The organism is Mesorhizobium sp. M0088, from assembly GCF_040322895.1.
Lineage (GTDB): Bacteria > Pseudomonadota > Alphaproteobacteria > Rhizobiales > Rhizobiaceae > Mesorhizobium.
The window spans coordinates 1-20,267 of the sequence record NZ_JAMYUI010000002.1 but is presented as its reverse complement, the minus strand read 5'-3'; the positions used below and the strand labels follow the sequence as shown (position 1 = coordinate 20,267).

At 60.6% G+C, this 20,267-nt stretch carries 18 protein-coding genes; 9 read left to right on the top strand and 9 right to left on the bottom strand.

Annotated elements, in window-relative coordinates; all coding sequences use genetic code 11:
* Nucleotides 1–50 precede the first annotated feature (50 nt).
* The 7 genes from NKJ67_RS02815 to NKJ67_RS02785 all read right to left on the bottom strand — a co-directional run bounded on the left by NKJ67_RS02815 (nt 51) and on the right by NKJ67_RS02785 (nt 7,681).
* The gene (locus NKJ67_RS02815) at nt 51–1,034 is read right to left on the bottom strand and encodes a substrate-binding domain-containing protein (RefSeq protein WP_352580354.1); all 984 of its coding nucleotides are present in this window, start codon (nt 1,032–1,034) and stop codon (nt 51–53) included.
* A 196-nt stretch (nt 1,035–1,230) separates the two neighbouring features.
* Nucleotides 1,231–2,250, bottom strand: a complete 1,020-nt coding sequence (locus NKJ67_RS02810) for a Gfo/Idh/MocA family oxidoreductase (RefSeq protein ID WP_352580353.1) — start codon at nt 2,248–2,250, stop codon at nt 1,231–1,233.
* A 34-nt stretch (nt 2,251–2,284) separates the two neighbouring features.
* The gene (gene purU / locus NKJ67_RS02805; protein WP_352580352.1) at nt 2,285–3,169 is read right to left on the bottom strand and encodes a formyltetrahydrofolate deformylase; all 885 of its coding nucleotides are present in this window, start codon (nt 3,167–3,169) and stop codon (nt 2,285–2,287) included.
* Nucleotides 3,170–3,435: 266 nt separating this feature from the next.
* The gene (locus NKJ67_RS02800; protein WP_352580351.1) at nt 3,436–4,260 is read right to left on the bottom strand and encodes a 3-methyl-2-oxobutanoate hydroxymethyltransferase; all 825 of its coding nucleotides are present in this window, start codon (nt 4,258–4,260) and stop codon (nt 3,436–3,438) included.
* 192 nt (nt 4,261–4,452) lie between these two features.
* Nucleotides 4,453–5,418 carry a hydroxyacid dehydrogenase gene (locus tag NKJ67_RS02795; protein WP_352580350.1) on the bottom strand — a complete coding sequence of 322 codons (966 nt, stop codon included), beginning with the start codon at nt 5,416–5,418 and terminating at the stop codon, nt 4,453–4,455.
* Nucleotides 5,418–6,233 carry an HpcH/HpaI aldolase family protein gene (locus NKJ67_RS02790; protein WP_352580349.1) on the bottom strand — a complete coding sequence of 272 codons (816 nt, stop codon included), beginning with the start codon at nt 6,231–6,233 and terminating at the stop codon, nt 5,418–5,420. The genes NKJ67_RS02795 and NKJ67_RS02790 overlap by 1 nt, the downstream gene beginning before the upstream one ends.
* 11 nt (nt 6,234–6,244) lie before the next feature.
* Entirely contained in the window at nt 6,245–7,681 is a 1,437-nt protein-coding gene (locus NKJ67_RS02785) for an NAD-dependent succinate-semialdehyde dehydrogenase (RefSeq protein WP_352580348.1), read from the bottom strand.
* 212 nt (nt 7,682–7,893) lie between these two features.
* On the opposite strand from NKJ67_RS02785, the gene iolD reads away from it, so the two are divergent.
* Nucleotides 7,894–9,735 carry a 3D-(3,5/4)-trihydroxycyclohexane-1,2-dione acylhydrolase (decyclizing) gene (gene iolD / locus NKJ67_RS02780; RefSeq protein ID WP_352580347.1) on the top strand — a complete coding sequence of 614 codons (1,842 nt, stop codon included), beginning with the start codon at nt 7,894–7,896 and terminating at the stop codon, nt 9,733–9,735.
* A 100-nt stretch (nt 9,736–9,835) separates the two neighbouring features.
* Nucleotides 9,836–10,735, top strand: coding sequence for a myo-inosose-2 dehydratase (gene iolE, locus NKJ67_RS02775; protein WP_352580346.1), 900 nt, complete (start codon nt 9,836–9,838; stop codon nt 10,733–10,735).
* 272 nt (nt 10,736–11,007) lie between these two features.
* On the opposite strand, the gene NKJ67_RS02770 is transcribed toward iolE, so the two are convergent.
* Entirely contained in the window at nt 11,008–12,072 is a 1,065-nt protein-coding gene (locus NKJ67_RS02770; RefSeq protein WP_352580345.1) for a MurR/RpiR family transcriptional regulator, read from the bottom strand.
* A gap of 561 nt (nt 12,073–12,633) precedes the next feature.
* Here NKJ67_RS02770 and NKJ67_RS02765 point away from each other — a divergent pair.
* Together NKJ67_RS02765 and NKJ67_RS02760 are read left to right on the top strand one after the other, a co-directional pair.
* On the top strand, nt 12,634–13,392 hold the full coding sequence (locus tag NKJ67_RS02765) for an IclR family transcriptional regulator (protein WP_352580344.1): 759 nt from the start codon (nt 12,634–12,636) through the stop codon (nt 13,390–13,392).
* An 85-nt stretch (nt 13,393–13,477) separates the two neighbouring features.
* The gene (locus NKJ67_RS02760) at nt 13,478–14,278 is read left to right on the top strand and encodes a shikimate dehydrogenase family protein (RefSeq protein WP_352580343.1); all 801 of its coding nucleotides are present in this window, start codon (nt 13,478–13,480) and stop codon (nt 14,276–14,278) included.
* Nucleotides 14,279–14,432: 154 nt separating this feature from the next.
* Here NKJ67_RS02760 and NKJ67_RS02755 read toward each other — a convergent pair whose 3' ends face one another.
* Nucleotides 14,433–16,445, bottom strand: a complete 2,013-nt coding sequence (locus NKJ67_RS02755) for an alpha-ketoacid dehydrogenase subunit alpha/beta (RefSeq protein ID WP_352580342.1) — start codon at nt 16,443–16,445, stop codon at nt 14,433–14,435.
* A 164-nt stretch (nt 16,446–16,609) separates the two neighbouring features.
* Here NKJ67_RS02755 and NKJ67_RS02750 point away from each other — a divergent pair, with 164 nt between their 5' ends.
* The 5 genes from NKJ67_RS02750 to NKJ67_RS02730 all read left to right on the top strand — a co-directional run.
* Nucleotides 16,610–17,449, top strand: coding sequence for an SDR family oxidoreductase (locus NKJ67_RS02750; RefSeq protein WP_352580341.1), 840 nt, complete (start codon nt 16,610–16,612; stop codon nt 17,447–17,449).
* Nucleotides 17,450–17,476: 27 nt separating this feature from the next.
* Nucleotides 17,477–18,502: a hypothetical protein gene (locus NKJ67_RS02745; RefSeq protein ID WP_352580340.1), complete on the top strand. Its 1,026-nt coding sequence runs from the start codon at nt 17,477–17,479 to the stop codon at nt 18,500–18,502.
* 31 nt (nt 18,503–18,533) lie between these two features.
* Nucleotides 18,534–19,040 carry a VOC family protein gene (locus NKJ67_RS02740; RefSeq protein ID WP_352580339.1) on the top strand — a complete coding sequence of 169 codons (507 nt, stop codon included), beginning with the start codon at nt 18,534–18,536 and terminating at the stop codon, nt 19,038–19,040.
* Nucleotides 19,037–19,822: an SDR family NAD(P)-dependent oxidoreductase gene (locus NKJ67_RS02735; protein ID WP_352580338.1), complete on the top strand. Its 786-nt coding sequence runs from the start codon at nt 19,037–19,039 to the stop codon at nt 19,820–19,822. The genes NKJ67_RS02740 and NKJ67_RS02735 overlap by 4 nt, the downstream gene beginning before the upstream one ends.
* Nucleotides 19,823–19,855: 33 nt before the next feature.
* On the top strand, nt 19,856–20,267 hold a 412-nt coding region (locus tag NKJ67_RS02730), incomplete at its 3' end, for a substrate-binding domain-containing protein (RefSeq protein WP_352580337.1).

Sequence of the window (20,267 nt, the reverse complement as noted above, 5' to 3'; positions counted from 1 at the left end):
CCGGCGGCCGCAAGGGCCGCGGGACGTCGTCGTGTAGCGTCAACCTTGGTCTAGCGGACGGGACCGGCCCATTTCTCGGCAAGCTTGTAGTTGGTCTTGTCGATGAGGCCCTTGCCGCCCGTATCCATCTCGGATGGGTAGAGGCCGTATTTGAGATAAAGGGCGAGCTGGGTCACGGCATAGTAGCCCTGGCTGTAGGGCTGCTGGTCGACCGCGGCGGTAAGTTCCCCGTTGGCGATGTTGTCGAGAATTTCCTTGGAGACGTCGAAACCCGCGGACGGGATCTTGAGGCCGGCGTCCTTTATTGACTGAACGGCTTGACTGGTAGGCGTTTGACCAAGGCCGATCACGGCGGCGGTATTGGGGTGCCCGAGCAAGTACTGGGTCATGAGGTTGAGCGCTTGGGCGTGGTCGTTGCCAGTACCGAGGATCTCCGAGGTCGCACCGATCTCTTCCAGGGCCTTCTGCACGCCGGCATGGCGCTGCACGGCGTAGGTCGCCTGAGGTGCCTCGACGGGCGTGAACACGACGTCGCCCTTCTTCAGATGGTGCTCCTCGATCATGCGCTTGCCAAGCACATAGCCGGCGTCGGTGAAGTTCTGGCCCATGAAGGCCAGCCGGCAGGTGGAGCCCGCCGCGCCGTGACGGGAGTCATCGATGTTGAAGGTGACGACTGGGATGTTCTGCTTCATGGCGTTGCACAGGACGTCGATATAGGCGTTGTCATCGGAGATGTTGACGGCGATGGCCGTGACCTTGTTGGCAATGCCGGTCTCAAGGATACCAAGCTGGTGCTGCTGGTCTTCTTCGCCGAACTGGACGTCGATGTTGACGCCCTGCTGGGCGGCGGCATCCTTGGCGCCGCTGATCACCGCCTCGAAAAATGGGTTCGAGGACTGCGACCAAGGCACGAAAAGGATGTTGATCTTGGACCACTCGTCCTTGTGGTCGGCATCGGCCGCCCGCGCTGCCGGGGTCAGGCCAAGCATCATCGACAGCGCGATGGTCGCGCCGATTGCTTTCGTGATACGCATTCAAGTTCCTCCCAGAGACGCCCCGAATCCCGCTCGTTGTGGCGGACCTCCGTCGGGGCATTTGTCGGCCTAGGGCCAGCTGGAGAAAATCACAAACGACGCCTTCTTGCAACAGAAATTTCTAATCTAAAAGGCTTGCAACATACATTGAAACAGGGGGAGGCAACGCCGGCCCCGTCGCGTCTATTTCCGTGGATCAAGAACCCTCACGGCCATGGTATGTCCGCGCGATGAATGCGTCGGGCGAAATCTCCTCGCGCGCGCCGCTGACAAGCGAACGAAGGGCTGCTTGCGCGATCAGGGTCGCGACATAGCCATCGAGCGCGCCTGCGCCACCATGCTCCTTGCCGCGAAGGTTCCCTATCCAAGCCTGGAGTTGGAGCCGATAGGCATCGCCGAAGCGGCCACGCCAGTCACCGGGGAAAGTGCGCGCCTCCTCACCTTCGTTGCGCACGAGGTTCGACGCGGGCCGGCCAAGCTCTACCGTGCCGTTCTCGCAGACCAGTTCAGCGCGGATATCGTAGCCATAGGCTGCGTTCATGAAGATCTCGATGTCGACCAGAACGCCATTCTGCATCTCGAGAAGCAGCAGGATAGGATCGCGCAGCGCTCCGTTGGCCTTGCTGGTCGATCGGAGGGCAGTGACCGCGACAGCTTCTAGACCCAACAGCCACCGCGCGACGTCGAATTCGTGCACTGCCGCATTTGCAATCGACATCTCCGGTGTAAAGAAGCCTGGTGCCGCGGCGTTGCGGTGGGCGCAATGCATGAGCAGCGGCCGTCCGAGCCGGCCTGAGGACAGCGTTGCGTACATGGCGGCATAGCCTGGGTCGAACCGGCGCATGAACCCGACCTGGATCATGCGGCGGCCTGTACGGTGCTCGGCTTCTATCAGTTCGCGGCATTCGGCCATCGTGGGCGCGAGCGGCTTCTCGCACAGCACCGGTTTGCCGGCTCGAAGGCAAGCCAGCACCATCCCGGCATGCGTATGATCCGGGGAAGCGACGATCACCGCCTCGACCGCCGGATCTTCGATAAGGGCAAAGCCGTCAGTGTGATGCCGGCGCGCTTCGTGGGCACGCGCGACCTCGCAAGCTCGCGCCTCGTCGGGATCTGAAACGGCAACGAGTTTGGCGCCGCCGACCTGAGTGGCGAGAGTGCGGGCATGGTCGGCGCCCATGACACCCGCACCGATGATGCCGATTGCGAGACTCATTCAGCCCCCTTAAAACCACCGGCCTTGCGTGCGATCATCCCATTCGCTCCGAAGCATACGAACCCGGCGAAGGCGGAAAGACGACTGTCTTGTTGCCATTGAGAAACACTCGTCCGTGGATGTGGGCATGGATCGCGCGGGCGAGGACTTGAGCCTCGACGTCGCGGCCGAGGCTGACATAGTCCTCGTTGGATTGAGCATGGGTCACGCGCACCGTATCTTGCTCGATGATCGGCCCTTCGTCCAAGTCGGCGGTCACGTAGTGCGATGTGGCACCGATCAGTTTCACGCCCCGCTCGTAGGCCTGTTTGTAAGGGTTGGCGCCCTTGAACGAAGGCAGGAACGAGTGGTGGATGTTGATGATCCGGCCCGACATGGTCCGGCACATGTCGTCTGACAGGACCTGCATATATCGGGCCAGCACGACCAGTTCGGCGCCCGTTTCCTCCACAATGCGCATCTGCTGCGCTTCGGCCTGGAGCTTGCTTTCTCTCCTTATTGCGATGCAATGGAAGGGAATATCGTGATTCACCACGACCTTTTGGTACTCCATATGGTTGGAAATCACCGCCACGATGTCGATCGGAAGAGCACCGATACGCCAGCGATAAAGAAGGTCGTTAAGACAATGACCGAAGCGCGAGACCATGATGATAACCTTGCGCTTAACGGCTTCGTCGAAGAATTGTGCCTCCATGCCAAAAGGTGAAGCAATCGCTTCGAGCCCTGTCCTGAGTTCTTCGAGGCCGTGACCGCCTTCGGAGCGAAAGCTGACCCGCATGAAGAAATTTCCGGTATCGACATCGTCGAACTGGGCACTGTCGGTAATGTTGCAGGTCTGGTCTGCCAGGAAAGTCGAAATGGCGGCAACAATCCCCCTGGTTGAGCGGCATTTCACACGAAGGGCAAAGTTGGACATGTTTTTCTTCCTTGGCAGCTCAATATCGGGAGGCCGTGCCGAAGGCGGCGACGTGGTTGGGGTGGACATCGATCACACCGCGCTGACCTGCTTCGGCAGCTGGCACCCGCCTTGCCGGCGGCCGCACTTAGGCGAGGTCGCGATGTAGATCGCATTGAGAAGCGCGGTCATCGAGGATCACGCGATGTGCACAGGTTTGCGCACCACATTGGGCAGCAAGCGAGAGACCTGGATGGCGGTCGTGTGAAACCTGCAGACCCCGCGGCTCAGAGTTTGACCTGCTCCACGAACTGGACATATTCGCTCTCCTGCATCGCGACATTGTGGTGCGGGGCCGGGTAAGCACCGGCGTCGACGTCTGTGACGAACTCCTTGAAAGCCGCGATCCGCTCTTGCTGAAGCCGAGCATATTCCGCCGCAAAGTTGCGGTAGGTTTTCGCATGGCGCGGCTTGTGGCCGTCGGTATGGCCCAAAACATCTTCAGCGAAAAGATACTGGGCGTCAGCGCCCGGTCCGGCTCCCATGCCGAGCATGATCATCGACGTATTTCTTGAAATGAATTCGCCAAGCCGATCTGGCACGACTTCAAGCTCAGCCCCGAAGCAGCCAACCGTTTCAAGTTGCTTTACCTGCCGCCAAATCATCAAGGCTTCCGACGCCGTCTTGCCGACGGCACGAAAGCCCGTCCAGGTGATGTGGGTCGGGACAAGGCCGACATGGGCAACGATGGGCACCCGGTTGTCGCAAAGCACCTTTTGAATGTCATAGGAAGCCGCACAATAAAAGCAGTCCCCTCCCATCGCGGCAAAGTGAAAGGCTGCGCGAAGATAATCCTCCGCAGTGGCGAGCCTGCTGCCCTCGACTGTTCCGGACGAACCAAATGGCAGGCCGACCTGCACGAAGCAAGCCCCAGCGGCCTCGCGCATGGCGGGAGAAAAGAAGCGGCCTTCGATCGACAACATATGGATCCCGGCAGCGTCTGCAGCCGCAGCCTCTTCCAGCGTTGTGACATAAAGCATTGAGATCTTCTGCCCTCGCGCCTTCATGACGCGAATGTCAGCGACAGTTGGGCGGGTATTCTTATGAACCATGGATGCACCCCGGATGGCTGGAGAGATTTTCCTTGAAAGGGATTTCGTGTAGTCCCTGATCGTGCTGCCTGGATGTTAGTGCCTCAGGCATTTGCCGAAATGAGCTTGGTTGCAGCGTCTTTGACTGAGGACCAGCCCGCACTGCCTGGCACGAGGCGCTAACCGCCTGGCGAGCCAGCCTTGTCGAACCGCTCACCTGCCATTCAGCCGGTCATCGTTGACCACAAGCGCCCGATCGATCTTGCCGGCGAAGAAATCGAGCACATTTCGGACGGAGGCGATGGCCATCCGCTCCCCACATTCGGCAGTCAGGCCAGCGATGTGAGGGGTCAGTATCACCTGGTCCAGTCCAAAGAGCGCGTGATCGATCCCCGGCGGTTCGTCATCGAACACATCCAGACCGGCCGCGCCGATGCGGCCGTCGCGCAAGGCCGCCGCCAGCGCCACTTCATCCACCACTCCGCCACGCGCCGTGTTTACCAGGATCGCATTGCGTTTCATCACTGCGATCTCGCCAGCGCCGATGACTGGCTCGTCGGCTTTGGGCACGTTGACCGAAACGGCGTCGGCCCATGCCAGCCCCTGAGCAAGGTCGCTCTGCGAAATGACAGACCCGGCTGGCCAGCCCTGTTTGTACAGCAACGGGTCGTGCGCCCGCACCTCCATGCCAAATGCGACGGCCATGCGCGCCAGATGCCGGCCAATACGACCATAGCCGATGATCAGCAGCCGCTTGCCGAAGAGTTCTTGTGCTTCAAGGCTGTTGCGCCAGCCCCAGTTCCCGTCGCGCACGGCCCTGTCGGCACGGACCAGCCGCTTGCTGGCGGCCAGCAAAAGCATCATCGCGTGCTCGGCCACCGACACCGAATTGACGTCACCGACGATCGCCAGCGCGATACCGCGGCTGGTGAGCGATGGCAGGTCGACGGCGTCGTAGCCAACGCCATGGCGTGAGACGATCCTGAGTCTCTTGGCACGGGCGACTGTCGCACCAGACAACGGCTGTGTGCGAAGGACAAGTCCCTCGGCCCGGTCGACCAGGGGCGCGTAGCTCGGCTCCGACACGTCCTCAACATAGTCGTAGGTGACGTCTGGGGCGGCATCGAGAAGGGCTATGCCACTCGGATGAAGCCGGCCTGCGACCAGGACGTGTGGCATCAGTAGGTCCCTTTGCCGGACAGGGTCGCGGCCACGTTCTGGCCGGTCAGATCGCGGAAGCGTGACACACTGTGCAAGGCCGCAGCGGCAAGCAGACGGGAATCCCCGGACACGGTTGTCATGTCGTAGCCCCAACCGACCGCCCGAGCCGCATAATCGGGTGTACCGCAATGGAGTGCTGAACGTTTGCCGAACTTCTTGCAGGCCGCCACAATGGTCTGGAAAGCCTCGATCATCTCCGGCTCCTCGCGGTCGAAGGCCGGTGCGAGCCGACCCTGGTGCAAGCTGAATGTCAGGTCCGCGGGGCCGACATAGACCCCGTCGAGCCCGGGCGTTGCAACGATCGCCTCGAGATTGCGCATCGCCTCGGCGGTCTCGACCATGGCGAGTGCCAGGATTTCGTCATTGGCTTCCGCGGCATAGTTCGCGCCGGCCGAAAAATTGGCGCGGGTCGGCCCGAAACTGCGCTGACCGGCCGGCGGATAGCGCAGGTAGCTGACGAATTGCGCCGCCTGTTCGGGTGTATTGACCATCGGGCAGATCACGCCATAGGCGCCGGCATCCAGCACCTTCATGACGATGCCCGGCTCCAGCCAGGGTACGCGTGCCATCGGCACGACGCCAGAGGCGCGCATGGCCTGGAACATCGGCAGGAGCATCGAATAGTCGAGCGCGCCGTGCTGGAGGTCGATGCTGAGGCTGTCATAGCCCTGCGCGGCCATGATCTCGGCAGTGAAGGGGTTGCCGACGGACAGCCAGCCGTTGATGGTCGGCTGGCCACCAGCCCAGACCTGCTTGAGCTTGTTCTTGATCAATCCAGCCTCCGTTAGAATACGATTTGGGCGAGCTTGGTATCGAGGTAGTCGCCGATACCTTCGAGGCCGCCTTCGCGGCCCATGCCCGAATATTTCGTGCCGCCAAAGGGCGCTTCGGATGCCGCCAGCGCAAAGCTGTTGATACCGACCATGCCCGCTTTGAGTTCGGCGACCGCGCGACGGGCACGCTTGGGGCTGCGCGTGAAAGCGTAAGCGGACAATCCCATGTCGGAAGCGTTGGCGCGCTCAAGCACCTCGTCATCCGAGGAGAACCGGGTGACCGCAGCGATAGGCCCGAAATTCTCTTCTGAGAACACCCGCATATCGTCGCTGACATCGACCAGCACCGTGGGCTCATGGAAATAACCGTCGTTGAAGGCAGTCGCGCGCCGCCCGCCAGCAACGATCTTGGCGCCCGCATTCTTCGCCTCGGCGATGATGTTCTCGATACCGGCCAGCCGGCTGGCATTTATGAGCGGCCCCATCTGGACGGAAGGGTCCAGCCCGTTGCCCAGTTTCAACGCCTTGGCGCGCTGCACGAAGCCATCGACGAAGGCGTCGTGGATGCTTTCGTGCAGGAAAAAGCGGTCGGGCGTGACGCAGACCTGGCCCGCATTCGCGTATTTGGTCGGCACCGAAATGTTGAGTGCGGCCTCCAAGTCCGCATCGTCGAACACGATCAGCGGTGCGTTGCCGCCAAGCTCCATCGACACTTTCTTTACCGTGTCGGCGGCATCGCGGATCATTTGCTGGCCGACACGAGTTGACCCGGTAAGGGACACCTTGCGCACCTGCGGCGAGGCCATGATCGGCACATAGGTCGTGCCGGTTGGGCCAACCACGAGACTGACCGTACCGGCGGGCAGGTTGCCAGCGCGAATGCAGTCGACAATAACCATGGCGGTGCCTGGCGTCTGGCTTGATGGGCGTACGATGATCGAGCAGCCGGCAGCGAGCGCAGGCGCCACCTTGCGGGCAACGAGGGCGGCGGGAAAATTCCAGGCCGTGAAGGCCGCGGCGATCCCTATAGGCTCGTGCAGGACCTCGAAACGACCACCGGGAACGCGGCTTTCGACAACGCGCCCATAAATGCGCCGAGCCTCTTCCGCGTACCAGCGGAACTGGTCGGCAGCGAGGCCCCATTCGCGCTCCGACTGCGCGATCGGCTTGCCGGTCTCGGTCGAGATCATGCGTGCGCCTTCCGCCTTGCGGCGGCTCATTTCGTCCGCGACGGCATGCAGGACCTCGGCCCGCTCGAACCCAGTGCGGCCTCTCCAGGCCAACAGACCGCGAGCGGCACTTTCAAGCGCCTCCTCGGTATCGGCGCGCGTCGCGACCGGAGCGTCGCCAACTGTCTCTTCGGTCACTGGGCTCACGACCGACGTGGTTGCCCTGCCCTCGGCGGCGCGCCACTGGCCGTTGATGAACAATCCAAAGCTTCGGTACATGGGTCTACCCGATCTCGCTTGCATTGGCGGAGAGCACCCCTCCGTCTACCCCCATCGCCTCCACCAGGATCAGCAGCGGCGCTCGTCATCGGCACAACCAGGACGGCAAAACTGCCATCTCCCGTAGTCCCGCAATAACCATTGCAGAACGATTGATTTGTCAATAATCATTCTGTAGAAATGAAAAGATCGTACGAGGGAGGAGTGAGATGATGGCAACAGTCCGTCTGACCGTGGCACAGGCGCTGGTGCGGTACCTGTCCAACCAGTTCATCGTCATCTGCGGCGAGCAGGTGCCGCTCTTTCCGGGCGTATTCGCCATTTTCGGTCATGGCAATGTCACCTGCCTTTCCGAAGCACTCGAAGCGATAAAGGATGTGCTTCCGACGTGGCGGGGGCAAAACGAGCAGTCGATGGCGCTCGCCGCGATTGGCTTTGCCAAAGCAAGGCGCCGCCGGCAAATCATGGTAGCGGCAACCTCGATCGGCCCAGGGGCGCTGAACATGGTGACGGCTGCCGGCGTGGCCCATTCGAACAGGTTGCCTGTGCTTCTCCTGTCCGGCGACACCTTCGTCAACCGTCGACCCGACCCGGTCATGCAGCAGGTCGAGCATTTCGGGGATCCCACCATCAACGTCAACGACGCCTTCAGGGCTGTAACCCGCTACTGGGATCGTATTGTCCATCCCGAGCAGATCCTGTCATCCCTGCCACAGGCCGTCGCCGTGCTGCTCGATCCGGCCGATTGCGGCCCGGCCTTCATTGCCTTGCCTCAGGACGTTCAGGAAATCGCCTGGGACTATCCCGCGGCCTTTTTCGAGCGGACCGTCCATTCAATTCCCCGCGTACGCCCAGACAGGGACCGGCTGGCCGAGGCCATTAGCATTCTGAAGAATGCGAAGCGGCCACTCATTATTTCGGGTGGCGGCGCGCGCTATTCCGACGCCGGCAAGGTGCTCGCGCATATGGCCGAAAAACGCGGCATCCCGCTGGCCGAGACCATCGCCGGGAAGGGCACTGTCTCGCACGACCATCCCGCACATGTCGGCCCGATCGGGATTGTGGGCTCGACCTCGGCAAATGCATTGGCCGCTCAGGCAGATGTCGTGCTCGCGGTTGGTACAAGGCTGATGGACTTCACCACCGGCTCATGGAGCGCATTCGCACCCGATGCCAAGTTCGTGTCGATCAATACCGCGCGCTGGGACGCGACCAAGCATCGCGCCCTGCCGGTGGTTGGCGATGCGCTGGAAACGCTGCGCGAACTCGATGACACGCTTGGCCCCTGGCAGGCAGACCCGGACTGGACCAGCAAGGGGCGCGCCGAATTCGCCAAGTGGAACACAATGCTCGATACCTTCCAGAAGCCAACCAACGACCCTGTCCCGACCTACGCACAAGTCGTCGGGGTGGTGAACGCCAAGGCTGGCGAGCGCGACCTGCTCATTACGGCCGCCGGCGGGCTGCCTGGCGAGGTGATGAAGAACTGGCGCGTCAAGGAGCCCAACACCTTCGATTGCGAATTTGGCTTCTCCTGCATGGGCTACGAGATCGCAGCCGGGTGGGGTGCAGCGATGGCCGATCCGACCCGAACCCCGATCGTCATGATCGGCGATGGCACATATATGATGATGAACTCCGACATCTACTCTTCGGTTCTCGCCGGGCACAAGATGATCATCATCGTCTGCGACAATGGCGGCTATGCCGTCATCAACCGCCTGCAGAACGGCAAGGGCGGCGCCTCGTTCAACAATCTGATCAGGGATTGCCGGGTGAAGGAGCCCTTCACCGTCGACTTTGCCAAGCACGCTGAAGCGATGGGCGCCTTGACACGCCATGTCGACAGCCTCGCCGATCTCGGCCAGGCGCTGGATTGGGCCAAGACCACCGACCGCACTACCGTCATCACCATTGTCACGGACGCCTTCACCTGGACGCCCGGCGACGCATGGTGGGATGTCGGTGTGCCTGAAATCAGCGATCGGCCGGACGTCCAAGAGGCCCGTGCGTCCCAAATGGAAGGCCGCAAAAGGCAACGCATTGGCATCTGATCACTTCGGCGCCCTCTTTGCGCCCCCAGCCGGAACGATTCGAACCTCCCTTCGAATTGTTCCGGCTTTTTCTAGGCGAAGCTTCCATTGGAGATGAAGAATGAAAGCCAAACTCGGCATCGCGCCGATCGCATGGTGGAACGACGATCTTCCGGAACTGAGCGATGACGTGTCGTTGGAGGAGTGCCTGCGGCAAGCCCGCGAAGCCGGATTCACCGGCATGGAGACAGGCCGCCGCTTCCCTATGGAGGCAAAGGTACTGGAGCCGATCCTGAAGCAGCAAGGCATGAGCGTTTGCGGAGGCTGGTTTTCGGGACTGCTGCTCGATGGTGACATCGAGGCGGAGAAGGATCGTATCGGCAGGCAGATGGCGCTTTTCAAGGCGGTGAATGCTCCCTGCATCGTGTATGGCGAAACCGCGGGCTCCATACAGGGCGACCGTACCGCGCCACTCGCCACCAAGCGCCAGCTGTCACAGGAGGAGACAAAGGCCTATGGCCGGAAGCTGACGGCATTCGCCGAGTGGTGCGCCGGCGAAGGCATGCCGATTGCCTATCACCATCACATGGGGGCGCCGATCGAGACCGAGGCCGAGGTGGATCAGTTGATGAACCATTCCGGAGAGGCTCTGCCGCTGCTTTACGATGCCGGGCATATGGCATTCGCCGGCGGCGATGTGCTGCGCCTCATCGACAAGCACCACCCTCGGATTTCGCACGTCCACACCAAGGACATGCGTCGGCATGTCATCGAAGGCCTCGATCGCACGCGCGAAAGCTTTCTCGACGCGGTGGTCAAGGGCGCCTTCACTGTGCCGGGTGACGGATCTCTGGATTTTGAGGCAATCGTGAAGCGCCTGGCTTTCCACGGCTATGAAGGCTGGTTCGTGGTTGAGGCCGAACAGGATCCCGTGACGAACCCGCCCTCGAAGATGGCCAGAATCGGCCATCGAGAATTGCGGCGTGTCATAGCAGCGTCCGGCTACTCAGTAGAGGACTGAACTCCTGAACTCTGCGGGAGGGTCGGCGTAGCGGCCGCCTCGTTGCAAGGTCTTCATTGCTCAGCCGGCAGCAGATGGATTAACGCAAAACTGCAAGGAGGAAGGCCTAAACGGCCGCGTCGCCGATGCTGAACTCGGAAAACCCTCCTATCCCAGAGCCGAATTCAGGATTGGTCCGCAGCAGCGACATAGCGGAACAGGCCGACCGCGGCGGACGATTTCCATCACGAAGCAAAACATCGACTCCAAAGGCGGCAGCGGGTCTCACCACCCTACTCCGCAGTAACGGTTGGGATACGGGGACTGACTGCATTGTTCTGAAGCCTGGCGGCCAATGCCACGGTGAGGGCCTGAGCAAGGCACATTGGAGCCGCCAGCGACCTGGAGAAGGTGTATTCGTGCTCAGGCACGGCAAAGAGAACACTTGCACTTTTGGCCAGCGGCGACAAAGTGCTGTCAGAGATAGCTACGATGGATATGCCGCGCCCTGCCGCGTGTTCCACTATATTCACCACCTCATTTGCATAGAAGCGGAACGACACGGCGAACAGGACGTCGCTTTTCCGTATTGCATGCGCCATATGCGTCGCAAGCCCGCCACCGGGATCGAGCAGAACGCAGCGCTTCCCCAGCATGGTCAATATATAGCGAAGAAGTTCAACGACTGGCGCCGAGCGCAACTGCCCCAGCAGATAGATGACGTCGGCTTTCTCGAGCAGCTTCACCGCTTCGGCCAATTTCTCGGCCGGAATATCCGTGAGCATCTCTTTTAGAGAGGCGATGTCCCGGACGACAAGGTCATGCAAAAATCCGACTTCGCTGCGATCCCTGCGCCCTCCCAGTTCCATCTCGAGCGCCTTGATGCGTGCTTCGAAGCCGGGGGCAGCGGTCGACAAGCGCTTCTGGAACAAGGTTTGAAGGTCCTTGAACCCCTCATAGCCAAGCGCTTGGGCAAAGCGCACAAAACTTGAAGCGTGTACGCCTGAGGTTTCACCGATCGAGTTTACGGATCGGACCGCAACATCATTGGGGTTTTGCGTAAGATAGACCGCTATCTTCTGATATGACTTGCTCATTTCGTCGTAGCGGTCGTGGATCACACGAATGAGTTCCTCGTAATCCCTGGGAGCTCCGATTATCTCTTTCACAATTCGCATCCTCGCAATTTTTGTTGCATGATGGCGCTTTTGCGGTCCTTTTGCCAGCAGAGAATTGCCCGTCCGCGGCGAGCCGCACTGCCGCTCCCTGTAACCTTTGGCTGTCCAATTCTCGCCTGCCAGCTGACTGTCTGGATCATCCGCCGACCTGCGCCGCGGGTAGCGGTCAAACTGACTCACGACTTATCCGAGACGGGCTTCCTAGATGGAAAGGTCAAGGACGATATCTGTGTACGAGTGCCGGCTTAGCAGTTCGCGCGGAATTCCAACGACCGTCTCACGACGCGCAAGCACGGCCCGAGATGCGGATGAGAAATTCGTCCCACAGGCAAAGCCGCAAAGGTCGCTCTCACCGCAACCCTGAGAAGGATCATCCTCGTCGCAAATGCCGTTCTCAGGGACAGCCGAAAATGGACCCCAACTTGCCTCATTCGGGCACGGCCTGGCGCTTGCTGCCTGCGGTGCACTGGGTACGGGATATGTTTGGCGGCGATTTCCTTCAACCTGACCAGCGTCGTTGGCCGTGAAGGAGAGCTTGCCGACATCGCTGGCGAGAGACCGAGACGGTCCGCCGCGGCCATGAAGCTTTTGAGTTCCGCCACAAGCACCCTTTGTGGCTCGTTATGGACTCGTTCCGGCTTAGTTTTGTTTGCTATTGTCTCTTTCTCCAGACGCGCAACTTTAGAACAGTTAGGGAGGTCTGTGCTAGACCCCGTTGTCGACGCCACAAAAGGATCAGAGATGGCTATGGATGCAGTTTACAACCGCACAGAAAAGCCGCGGGTGCAGACGGCGGCGCGGACCGTCGAGATCCTGAGGTATGTTGGCCTGCAGAGCAGCGCGGGCGTGTCGGCAAAACAAATCAGTGACGATCTGTCGATACCCCGGCAGGTGGTCTACCATCTGATTCACACTCTGGTGGAAACCGACATGCTGAGAAAGGTCGGCGGTAGCTCGTATGCACTTGGCTTTGGCGTTGCCGCTATTGCCGATGGCTTTAAGCGTCAGTTGACTGCGTCCGGCATGATGGCGGATTTGGCAGATCAGGCGGCGAAGATCACTGGTGAAACCGCCTATATCGTCGGATGGGTCGGCGGCGAGATTGTAGTCGTGGCAAGTGCCGCAGGTACGGCATCGGTCCGAGCCGGAGAGATCGCCCCGGGGACAGCGGGCGATGCCCATGCCAGAGCAAGTGGCAAAATGCTGCTGTCGATGGTCCATCCCTCTGACTTGGATCGATATCTATCCGCACACGAACTCAGGAAGCGAACGGAAAACACCATCATCGACATGGAAATTCTCAAACGCCAACTTGCCGAGGCGCGTGATCGTGGTTTTGCGGTCGAGAACCAGGAATATGCTCAAGGGCTGTCCTGCCTCGCTGTTCCGATCGGGAAAATGCCCTCGCAAATTGTGCTGGGCCTGTCGGCACCGTCCGAACGCTTCAACGAAAATGTTGACCGCTACGTCGAAAGGCTCAAGGCCATAGCGAAGCGGTAAATTCCTTCAGCTAATGATGTCAGTATGACAATTTGACATCGCTTTTCCCTTTCCTTTAGCTACGCGCGTTAAAGGGGAGGGATCATTGGCGATATCGGGCACGACGAAGCTTTACCCCATTTTTGCTGATCCGGTCCTGCACGTCAGGACGCCGACATTGCTCAACGCTAGATTCGCCGAGCTTGGCCATGACGGTATCGTGGTTCCCTATCAGGTATCTCCAGACCGCTTGGCTTCCGTGTTCTGCGCTAGCAAGGATGTCGCTTCCATTGCGGGCTTCGTGGCAACGATCCCTCACAAGTCCAGCCTCGCGACGTTATGCGATGTCGTGACTGAACGAGCCCACATGATCGGGGCAGTCAACGTCGTTCGACGACTAGACGACGGTCGACTGCAGGGCGACATGCTCGACGGCCCGGGTTTCGTCAAGGGCCTCGAAACGGCAGGAATACCCTTCAAGGGAAAGTCCGTTGCAATGGCTGGGGCGGGTGGCGCGGCACGAGCGATTGCATTTGAGTTGATCTCGAAGGGTGCCGGATCCCTTTCCATTCGCAATCGCAACAGGCACGCGGCAGAGGAACTGCGCAGCCGGCTGCTGCTCGCCTTTCCGCATGCCGACGTATCGGTCGACGACGGGCAAGGTCGACGCTGCGCGTTTGACCTGCTCGTCAACGGTACGTCTCTCGGGATGAGGGAATGCGATCCCTTGCCATTCAGCGAAAACGTGCTCCGGGGGTCAGGTGCCGTTTGCGAGGTGGTCATGGTTCCCGAAATAACGCCATTGCTGAAAGCAGCGCAAAAGGCCGGCGTCCAAATCCACCGGGGAGAGCAGATGCTGACCGGTCAGATCGAGGCGATGTCCGCCTTTTTCACTGACACGCTCTAGCGTGAACCGACCTGACGGTCCTGGAACTTAACTGGGGCCCTGGCGACAGCACCTCGCGCAATCGGCGGCGACAGCATGGGGACACTTCGTCACCGGTTCTCTGGCGAGACAGAGAACGACCTCGCATTCGTCGAAACTGCCCCGTTGCCGACCGTCAGGACGCTATCGTTTTCACGGCCGCCGCAATCGACTTGGCGTTCGGCAGTAGCGCCGCCTGCAGCACCGGGCTCGAAGGCATCCGGACATCTGGGGTCGTCAATCGCGAAATCCTGAGGTCCATTTCCGGAACGAGTTCGCGAATGCGCATGGCGATTTCCCCGGCAAAGCCCCCCGTCCTCACCGCTTCGTGAACGATGAGCACCTTGCCTTTCGCCGCTGTCACGGCGTCAACGATGGCCTTCTCATCCAAAGGGTTCAGCCAACGAAGGTCCAGCACGCCGACATCGCAGTTCTCCGCTGACAGAGCCTCGGCTGCCGCCAGAGCAGGTCCAACCATCGTTCCCCAGGTCACGATCACGGCGTCCTTGCCGTCGCGGCGCTTCCTCGCCTTGCCGACGACTTCCGCACCGTCGGTCAAGTCCACGGTCGATTTCGTCTGGTAGAGAGAGCGGGATTCAATAATAACGCACGGGTCCGGGTCGGCTGCCGCGGAGCGGATCAGTGAATAGGCATCCGATGCGGTGGCGGCCAAGGCGACCTTGAGGCCGGGGACGTGGGCGAGCATGGCTTCGATGGACTGAGAGTGTTGCGCGCAGGAGCCCGGGGTGGCTCCCTGTTGTGTGCGCACCACCATCGGCACCGATGTCTTGCCCCCGGTGATGTAGCGGATGTTCGCGGCCTGGTTGACCAGTTGGTCGAGGGCCACGAAAATGAAGTCCGCCCACATGATCTCTACTATCGGCTTCATTCCGGCAATGGCGGCGCCGACAGCCGAGCCGAGGATGGCGTTTTCGGCGATCGGCGTGTCGAAGACCCTTTCGGCGCCAAAGTCCCTTTGCAGATATCGGCTGCCGCCGAAAATGCCACCACCCTTGCCGATATCTTCGCCGTAAAGCAGCGTCCGCGGCTCATTTTCGAGTTCCGCCCTCAGCGCCGCATTCACCGCTTCGATGTAGGTCATCTCCTTGCTCTCGACTATCTTGGGACCTTTCGGCGCTGTCGTCGGCCGGGATGCGACGACGTTGTTTCGAGCCATGTTGGGATCTGGGTCTTCCGATGCCATCACGGTCTCGGTCATGTGCTCGACCTGCTTGCTCTGGAACGCCTTTATCCGGTCGAGATCCTCGGCCGAGACCCCGCTGGCAAAAAGGCGTTCTCCCAATTCCACAAGCGGATCGCGGGCTTCCGCGGCAGCCTTGTCCGCCTTTGACCGGTAGTGTTCGATGTCCCTATTGTAGTGACCCCAAAGTCTCGGAACGCGGCATTCGAGCAGGCTCGGTCCATCGCCGGCGCGCGCGCGCGCGGCCGCCAGCGCGACGCTGTCGCGTACGATCATCGGATCTGCCCCGTTGATCGTCGCCGATGCGATGCCATAGCCACTGGCGCGTTGGGCAAGACGTTCCACCAGGAACATGTCGGAGGTCGCGGTCAGCTCCGACCAGCCGTTGTTCTCGACCACGAAAATGACTGGAAGTTTTTTGGCGGCCGCGAAGGCTAAGGCCTCGTGCACGGCGCCCTGGTTCATCGCGCCGTCACCGATGGACACCACCACGACCCTCCCGTTGCCCCGCGCCACGTTGGCAAGCGCAATCCCGCACGCCATCGTGGTCCCTGCACCAACGATCGAATTCTCCCCAATGAAGCGGGTATCGGGGGCCATGAAGTATGGTGAACCCGCGCGACCACCGTTCAGCCCCTCCGCCTTCTGGCATATCTCGGCCATGACGGAATGCGAATCCAATCCAGCGGCAAGCGCCCAGCCATGACCACGATAGGTCGCAATGATCTGATCGTCGTCTTTGAGACCAGCCAAGGCCCCTAATGGGACGGCCTCCTGTCCGGCACAGAAATGCATCGAGCCCATGACGCGGGGGGGATTGGTCTGGGTTAACGCCCATGCCTTGGCCTCGAATGCCCTGATAAAGGCAATCCGCGCGAACATCTCGCGCGCAAAGTTCATGTCTGAATCCTTCACGGGCTGCCGGTCCACGCTAACGCTCGCATTCATCTTGTGCTCCTCCAAACGGTCTCTAAAGGAATGGCTTGCTCTCGCAAAAATGTCAAATATTAATGTAAGCATCATATATCGATGAAAATGCCAGGGATTACGCCTTGACTGTGATATCAGATAACGTGTACCAACCTGCAGATGAAGGTTCCTGGGAGGGTTCAATGTCATTCACGGCTCGACCATTGGAGCAAAGCGTCGCGGTCGTTACGGGCGGCACGCAAGGTGTGGGCGAACAAATCGCGCGCCTTCTGGCCGAGCGTCAGATTGCAGGGTGCCTGATCACGGGCCGTCAGCCTGAAAGGGGAGCGGCTGTGGCGGCCGCGCTCGCCGCAAAGGGTTGCCGGGCTTCTTTCGTGCAAGCCGATCTCGCCGAAGTCGAAGCAGCTTCACGCATCATGGAGGCCGCCGACAAGGCGTTCGGCCGGGTCGACATCCTTGTGAACGCGGCAGGCGACACGAGCCGTGGTACCATTCTTGACACCTCGCCCGAGACATTTGACCGCCTGTTCGCGGTCAACGTGCGCGCGCCGTTCTTTCTGATCCAGAAGGCGGTCGAAATCATGCGCAGGGAAAAGGCGAACGGCTCCATTTTGAACTTGGTCAGCATGTCCGGCCATGGTGGCCAGAGCTTCATTGCACCCTACTGCGCCTCAAAAGGCGCTCTCGCCACGCTGACCAGGAACGTGGCTTTCTCGCTGCTCCCTGACCGGATCCGGGTGAACGGGCTCAACATCGGCTGGACGGATTCGCCCGGCGAGCGGGCAATGATGGCTTCGGTCATCGGCCCGGGGTCGGAAAAATTTCTGGCGGAAGCTGGCACAAAACTGCCGTTTGGGCGCCTGCTTGACCCGGTCGAGGTCGCGCGCGCCGCTGTTTTCCTGGTTTCCCCGGAGTCGGGGATCATGACCGGGTCACTGGTCGACTACGACCAGTCGATTCTCGGCTGCTCGGATAGCGGTCCCCAACCGGCCGCCCGCGTTCCTGACCACACCGCGGCATGACTTTCGGCGCACTCGGGAGGCTTTGAAATGACGACGGTTTGGACAGTGGTTTGGCCCTACGGGAAATTCGATCTACACGCAAACGGCGGGATGCTCGCTGGAGTCGAGTTGCAAATCGGCGCACAGCTTGTGGCACCATTTTATGAAGCCCCCTGGATCGCCTCGGGTGTCAAGGCCGACCCGCCCATTCTTGAGAACCTCAGGAGCGAGTTCCCGTGCGTTCCCTTCGGCGCCGACTACCCGCAGGAGAGCGTAACGGACGAATGGAAGCCGAGCCTGCAGCGCTCGGGCGCCGACGCTGCACTCGATGAGACCGACTTCCTTCTGCACGGCTACGGCACCGTCGCGGATTGGCGGCTTGTTCGCAGGGATGAAACAAGCATCGAGATCGAGATTGAATATCCCAACACCTCCGCAATCCGAAGGCTGGTACGCAAAGTCGCAGCAGACAGGAACGGCCCCAACTTGACCTTCGCGCTGACGATCGAGACACGCAGGGCCGTGTCCCGTCCGATTGGCCTGCATCCGAATTTTGCCTTGCCGGAATTTTCCGGCGCCTTTCAGATAAAACCGGGGGCATTCAAGTTCGGTGTCGTGCATGCGGCGGGTCCCGAGCCGGGGGTGTCACGAGCTCTGCCGGGCGCCATGTTCGAGGACATCGCCAAGGTTCCACAGGCGGCCGGAGGAACGGCGCCCTTCGACAGGCTTCCGTTTGCGCATGACACCGAGGAGATATTGCAGCTTTGCGGGATCGACGGGCGGGTCGAATTCGTCGACGACGCCAAGGGCGTCTCGTATGGACTGTCCTGGAATCCGGCCGATTTCAATTCGCTTCTTCTTTGGATGAGCAATCGCGGTCGCAGCTACGCGCCCTGGGATAGCCGAAATCTCTGCCTTGGGGTCGAGCCAGTCACAGGCACGTTCGACCTGGGCACGAGGGCGAGCCGGGCCTCCAATCCAATCAACAGGCGGGGTGTCGCGACCGTGGTGGAACTCGATCCCGCCACGCCCAGGACCATCGAATACCGGTTCACTGCATCGACAGCCGCTTAGTGCCGAAACACCAAGCAATGCGAGGTTATCAATGACTGTCTGTTCAATGTGGCACGCCTCCTGGACGGTGGAGAGTATGGAAAGGACGTTGCCTTTCTACACCGACCTGCTCGGGCTCGAGGTCATCCACACGCAGATACAGGACAACGAATACACGAGGAAGTTGGTCGGAATCCCCGGCGCAATCCTCAAGGCGGTCCTTCTCAAAGTGCCAAGCCTGGATGCCGGACTGTCCGGGCACATAATCGAGCTTATGGAGTACATCCAGCCGAAGGGCGTCAAGATCGATACCAAGCCCTGCAATGTCGGCGCCGCTCATTTCGCATTCGGAACGCGTGACGTTCGCGCAATGTACGAGAAGATGTCGGCCGCTGGCGTGGAATTCGTTTCCGAGCCGGTGGCGATCACCGCCGGCATCAATCAGGGCGGCTTCACCTGCTACCTTCATGATCCGGACGGCTACACGCTGGAGCTGATGCAGCCCCCATCCTGGCGCTTCGAAAAGGCGGGCATGTTGCCGGAAAAGGCAGTCCGATGATCGACGATTTCGATCTCGCCGGTCGGGTCGCGCTCATTACCGGAGCCTCCAGGGGTCTCGGTCTTGCTACTGCCCGTGCACTCTCCGGTGCCGGAGCGCATGTCGTGGTAACCGACATCGACCTGCCAGCCAGTGAAGCCGCTGCCGCGAAACTCCTCGATGACGGGCTGAGAGCCGAGGCCGCATTTCTGGATGTCACTGACGAACCCGGCATCAAATCGCTGGTGGCGGACATCGCGGCACGTCATGGCCGGATCGACATCCTGGTCAACAACGCCGGGATGATCCTGCGCAAGCCGCTCGTCGATACGACCGGGGATGAGTTCCGCAAGCTGTTGAACGTCGACCTCGTGTCGATGCTGCTTATCGCCGGGGCTGTAGCGCCCGTGATGTCCAAGAACCGTTACGGCCGCATCATCAACCTATCGTCCATTATGGGCAATATCGGCAGAGCCGGCCAGGCCACTTACGTAGCGGCAAAACATGGCGTTGTCGGCTTGACGAAGTCCCTCGCCGCGGAATTCGGCCCTCAGGGCATCACGAGCAACGCCGTCGCTCCGGGATACTTCTTCACAGAGATGAACAGGCAAATCCTGGAAGACCAGGATTTCTACCAATCCGTCATTTCCAGGACCCCCCTCCGACGGTGGGCGGAAGCCGAGGAGCTCGGTGGCACCATGGTGTTTCTTGCGTCCAAGGCATCCGCCTACCTGACGGGACAGACGCTCGTTCTCGACGGCGGAATGACGGTGACGGTACCAGGACCCGCGGGTACGTCCTGAGACGCGATAGGCTGGGGAGGAGCCAGCGAGTTCGTGAATTCGACCCGAACACGTGCAGCCAACTATCAAAAAAGGAGGAAAGATATGAATCTGTTTAAAAAAATCGCCGCAGGGTTCGCCCTGTCGGCGTTGCTTGCCAGCGTCTCGGCGGCTCAGGAAAAGCAGGACTGGCTCCCCTCGCCCCTTCCAAAACCGCTCGGTGAAATCACCATCGGCTTTGCCAATTTGGGTTCCGGCGTGAACAGCTATGTCGCGACCTATCTCGACACGTTCAACGCCTATACCAAGCAACTCGGCGTCAAGACCATCGTGCTCGACGCGCAAGTCGACCCCGCCAAGCAATCCGACCAGGTGCAGGATCTCATCGCTCAGCAGGCGGACGTCATGATCGTCTGGCCGGTAAACGGCAAAGCCATCGTTCCGGCCCTGCGCAAGGCCAAGGAGG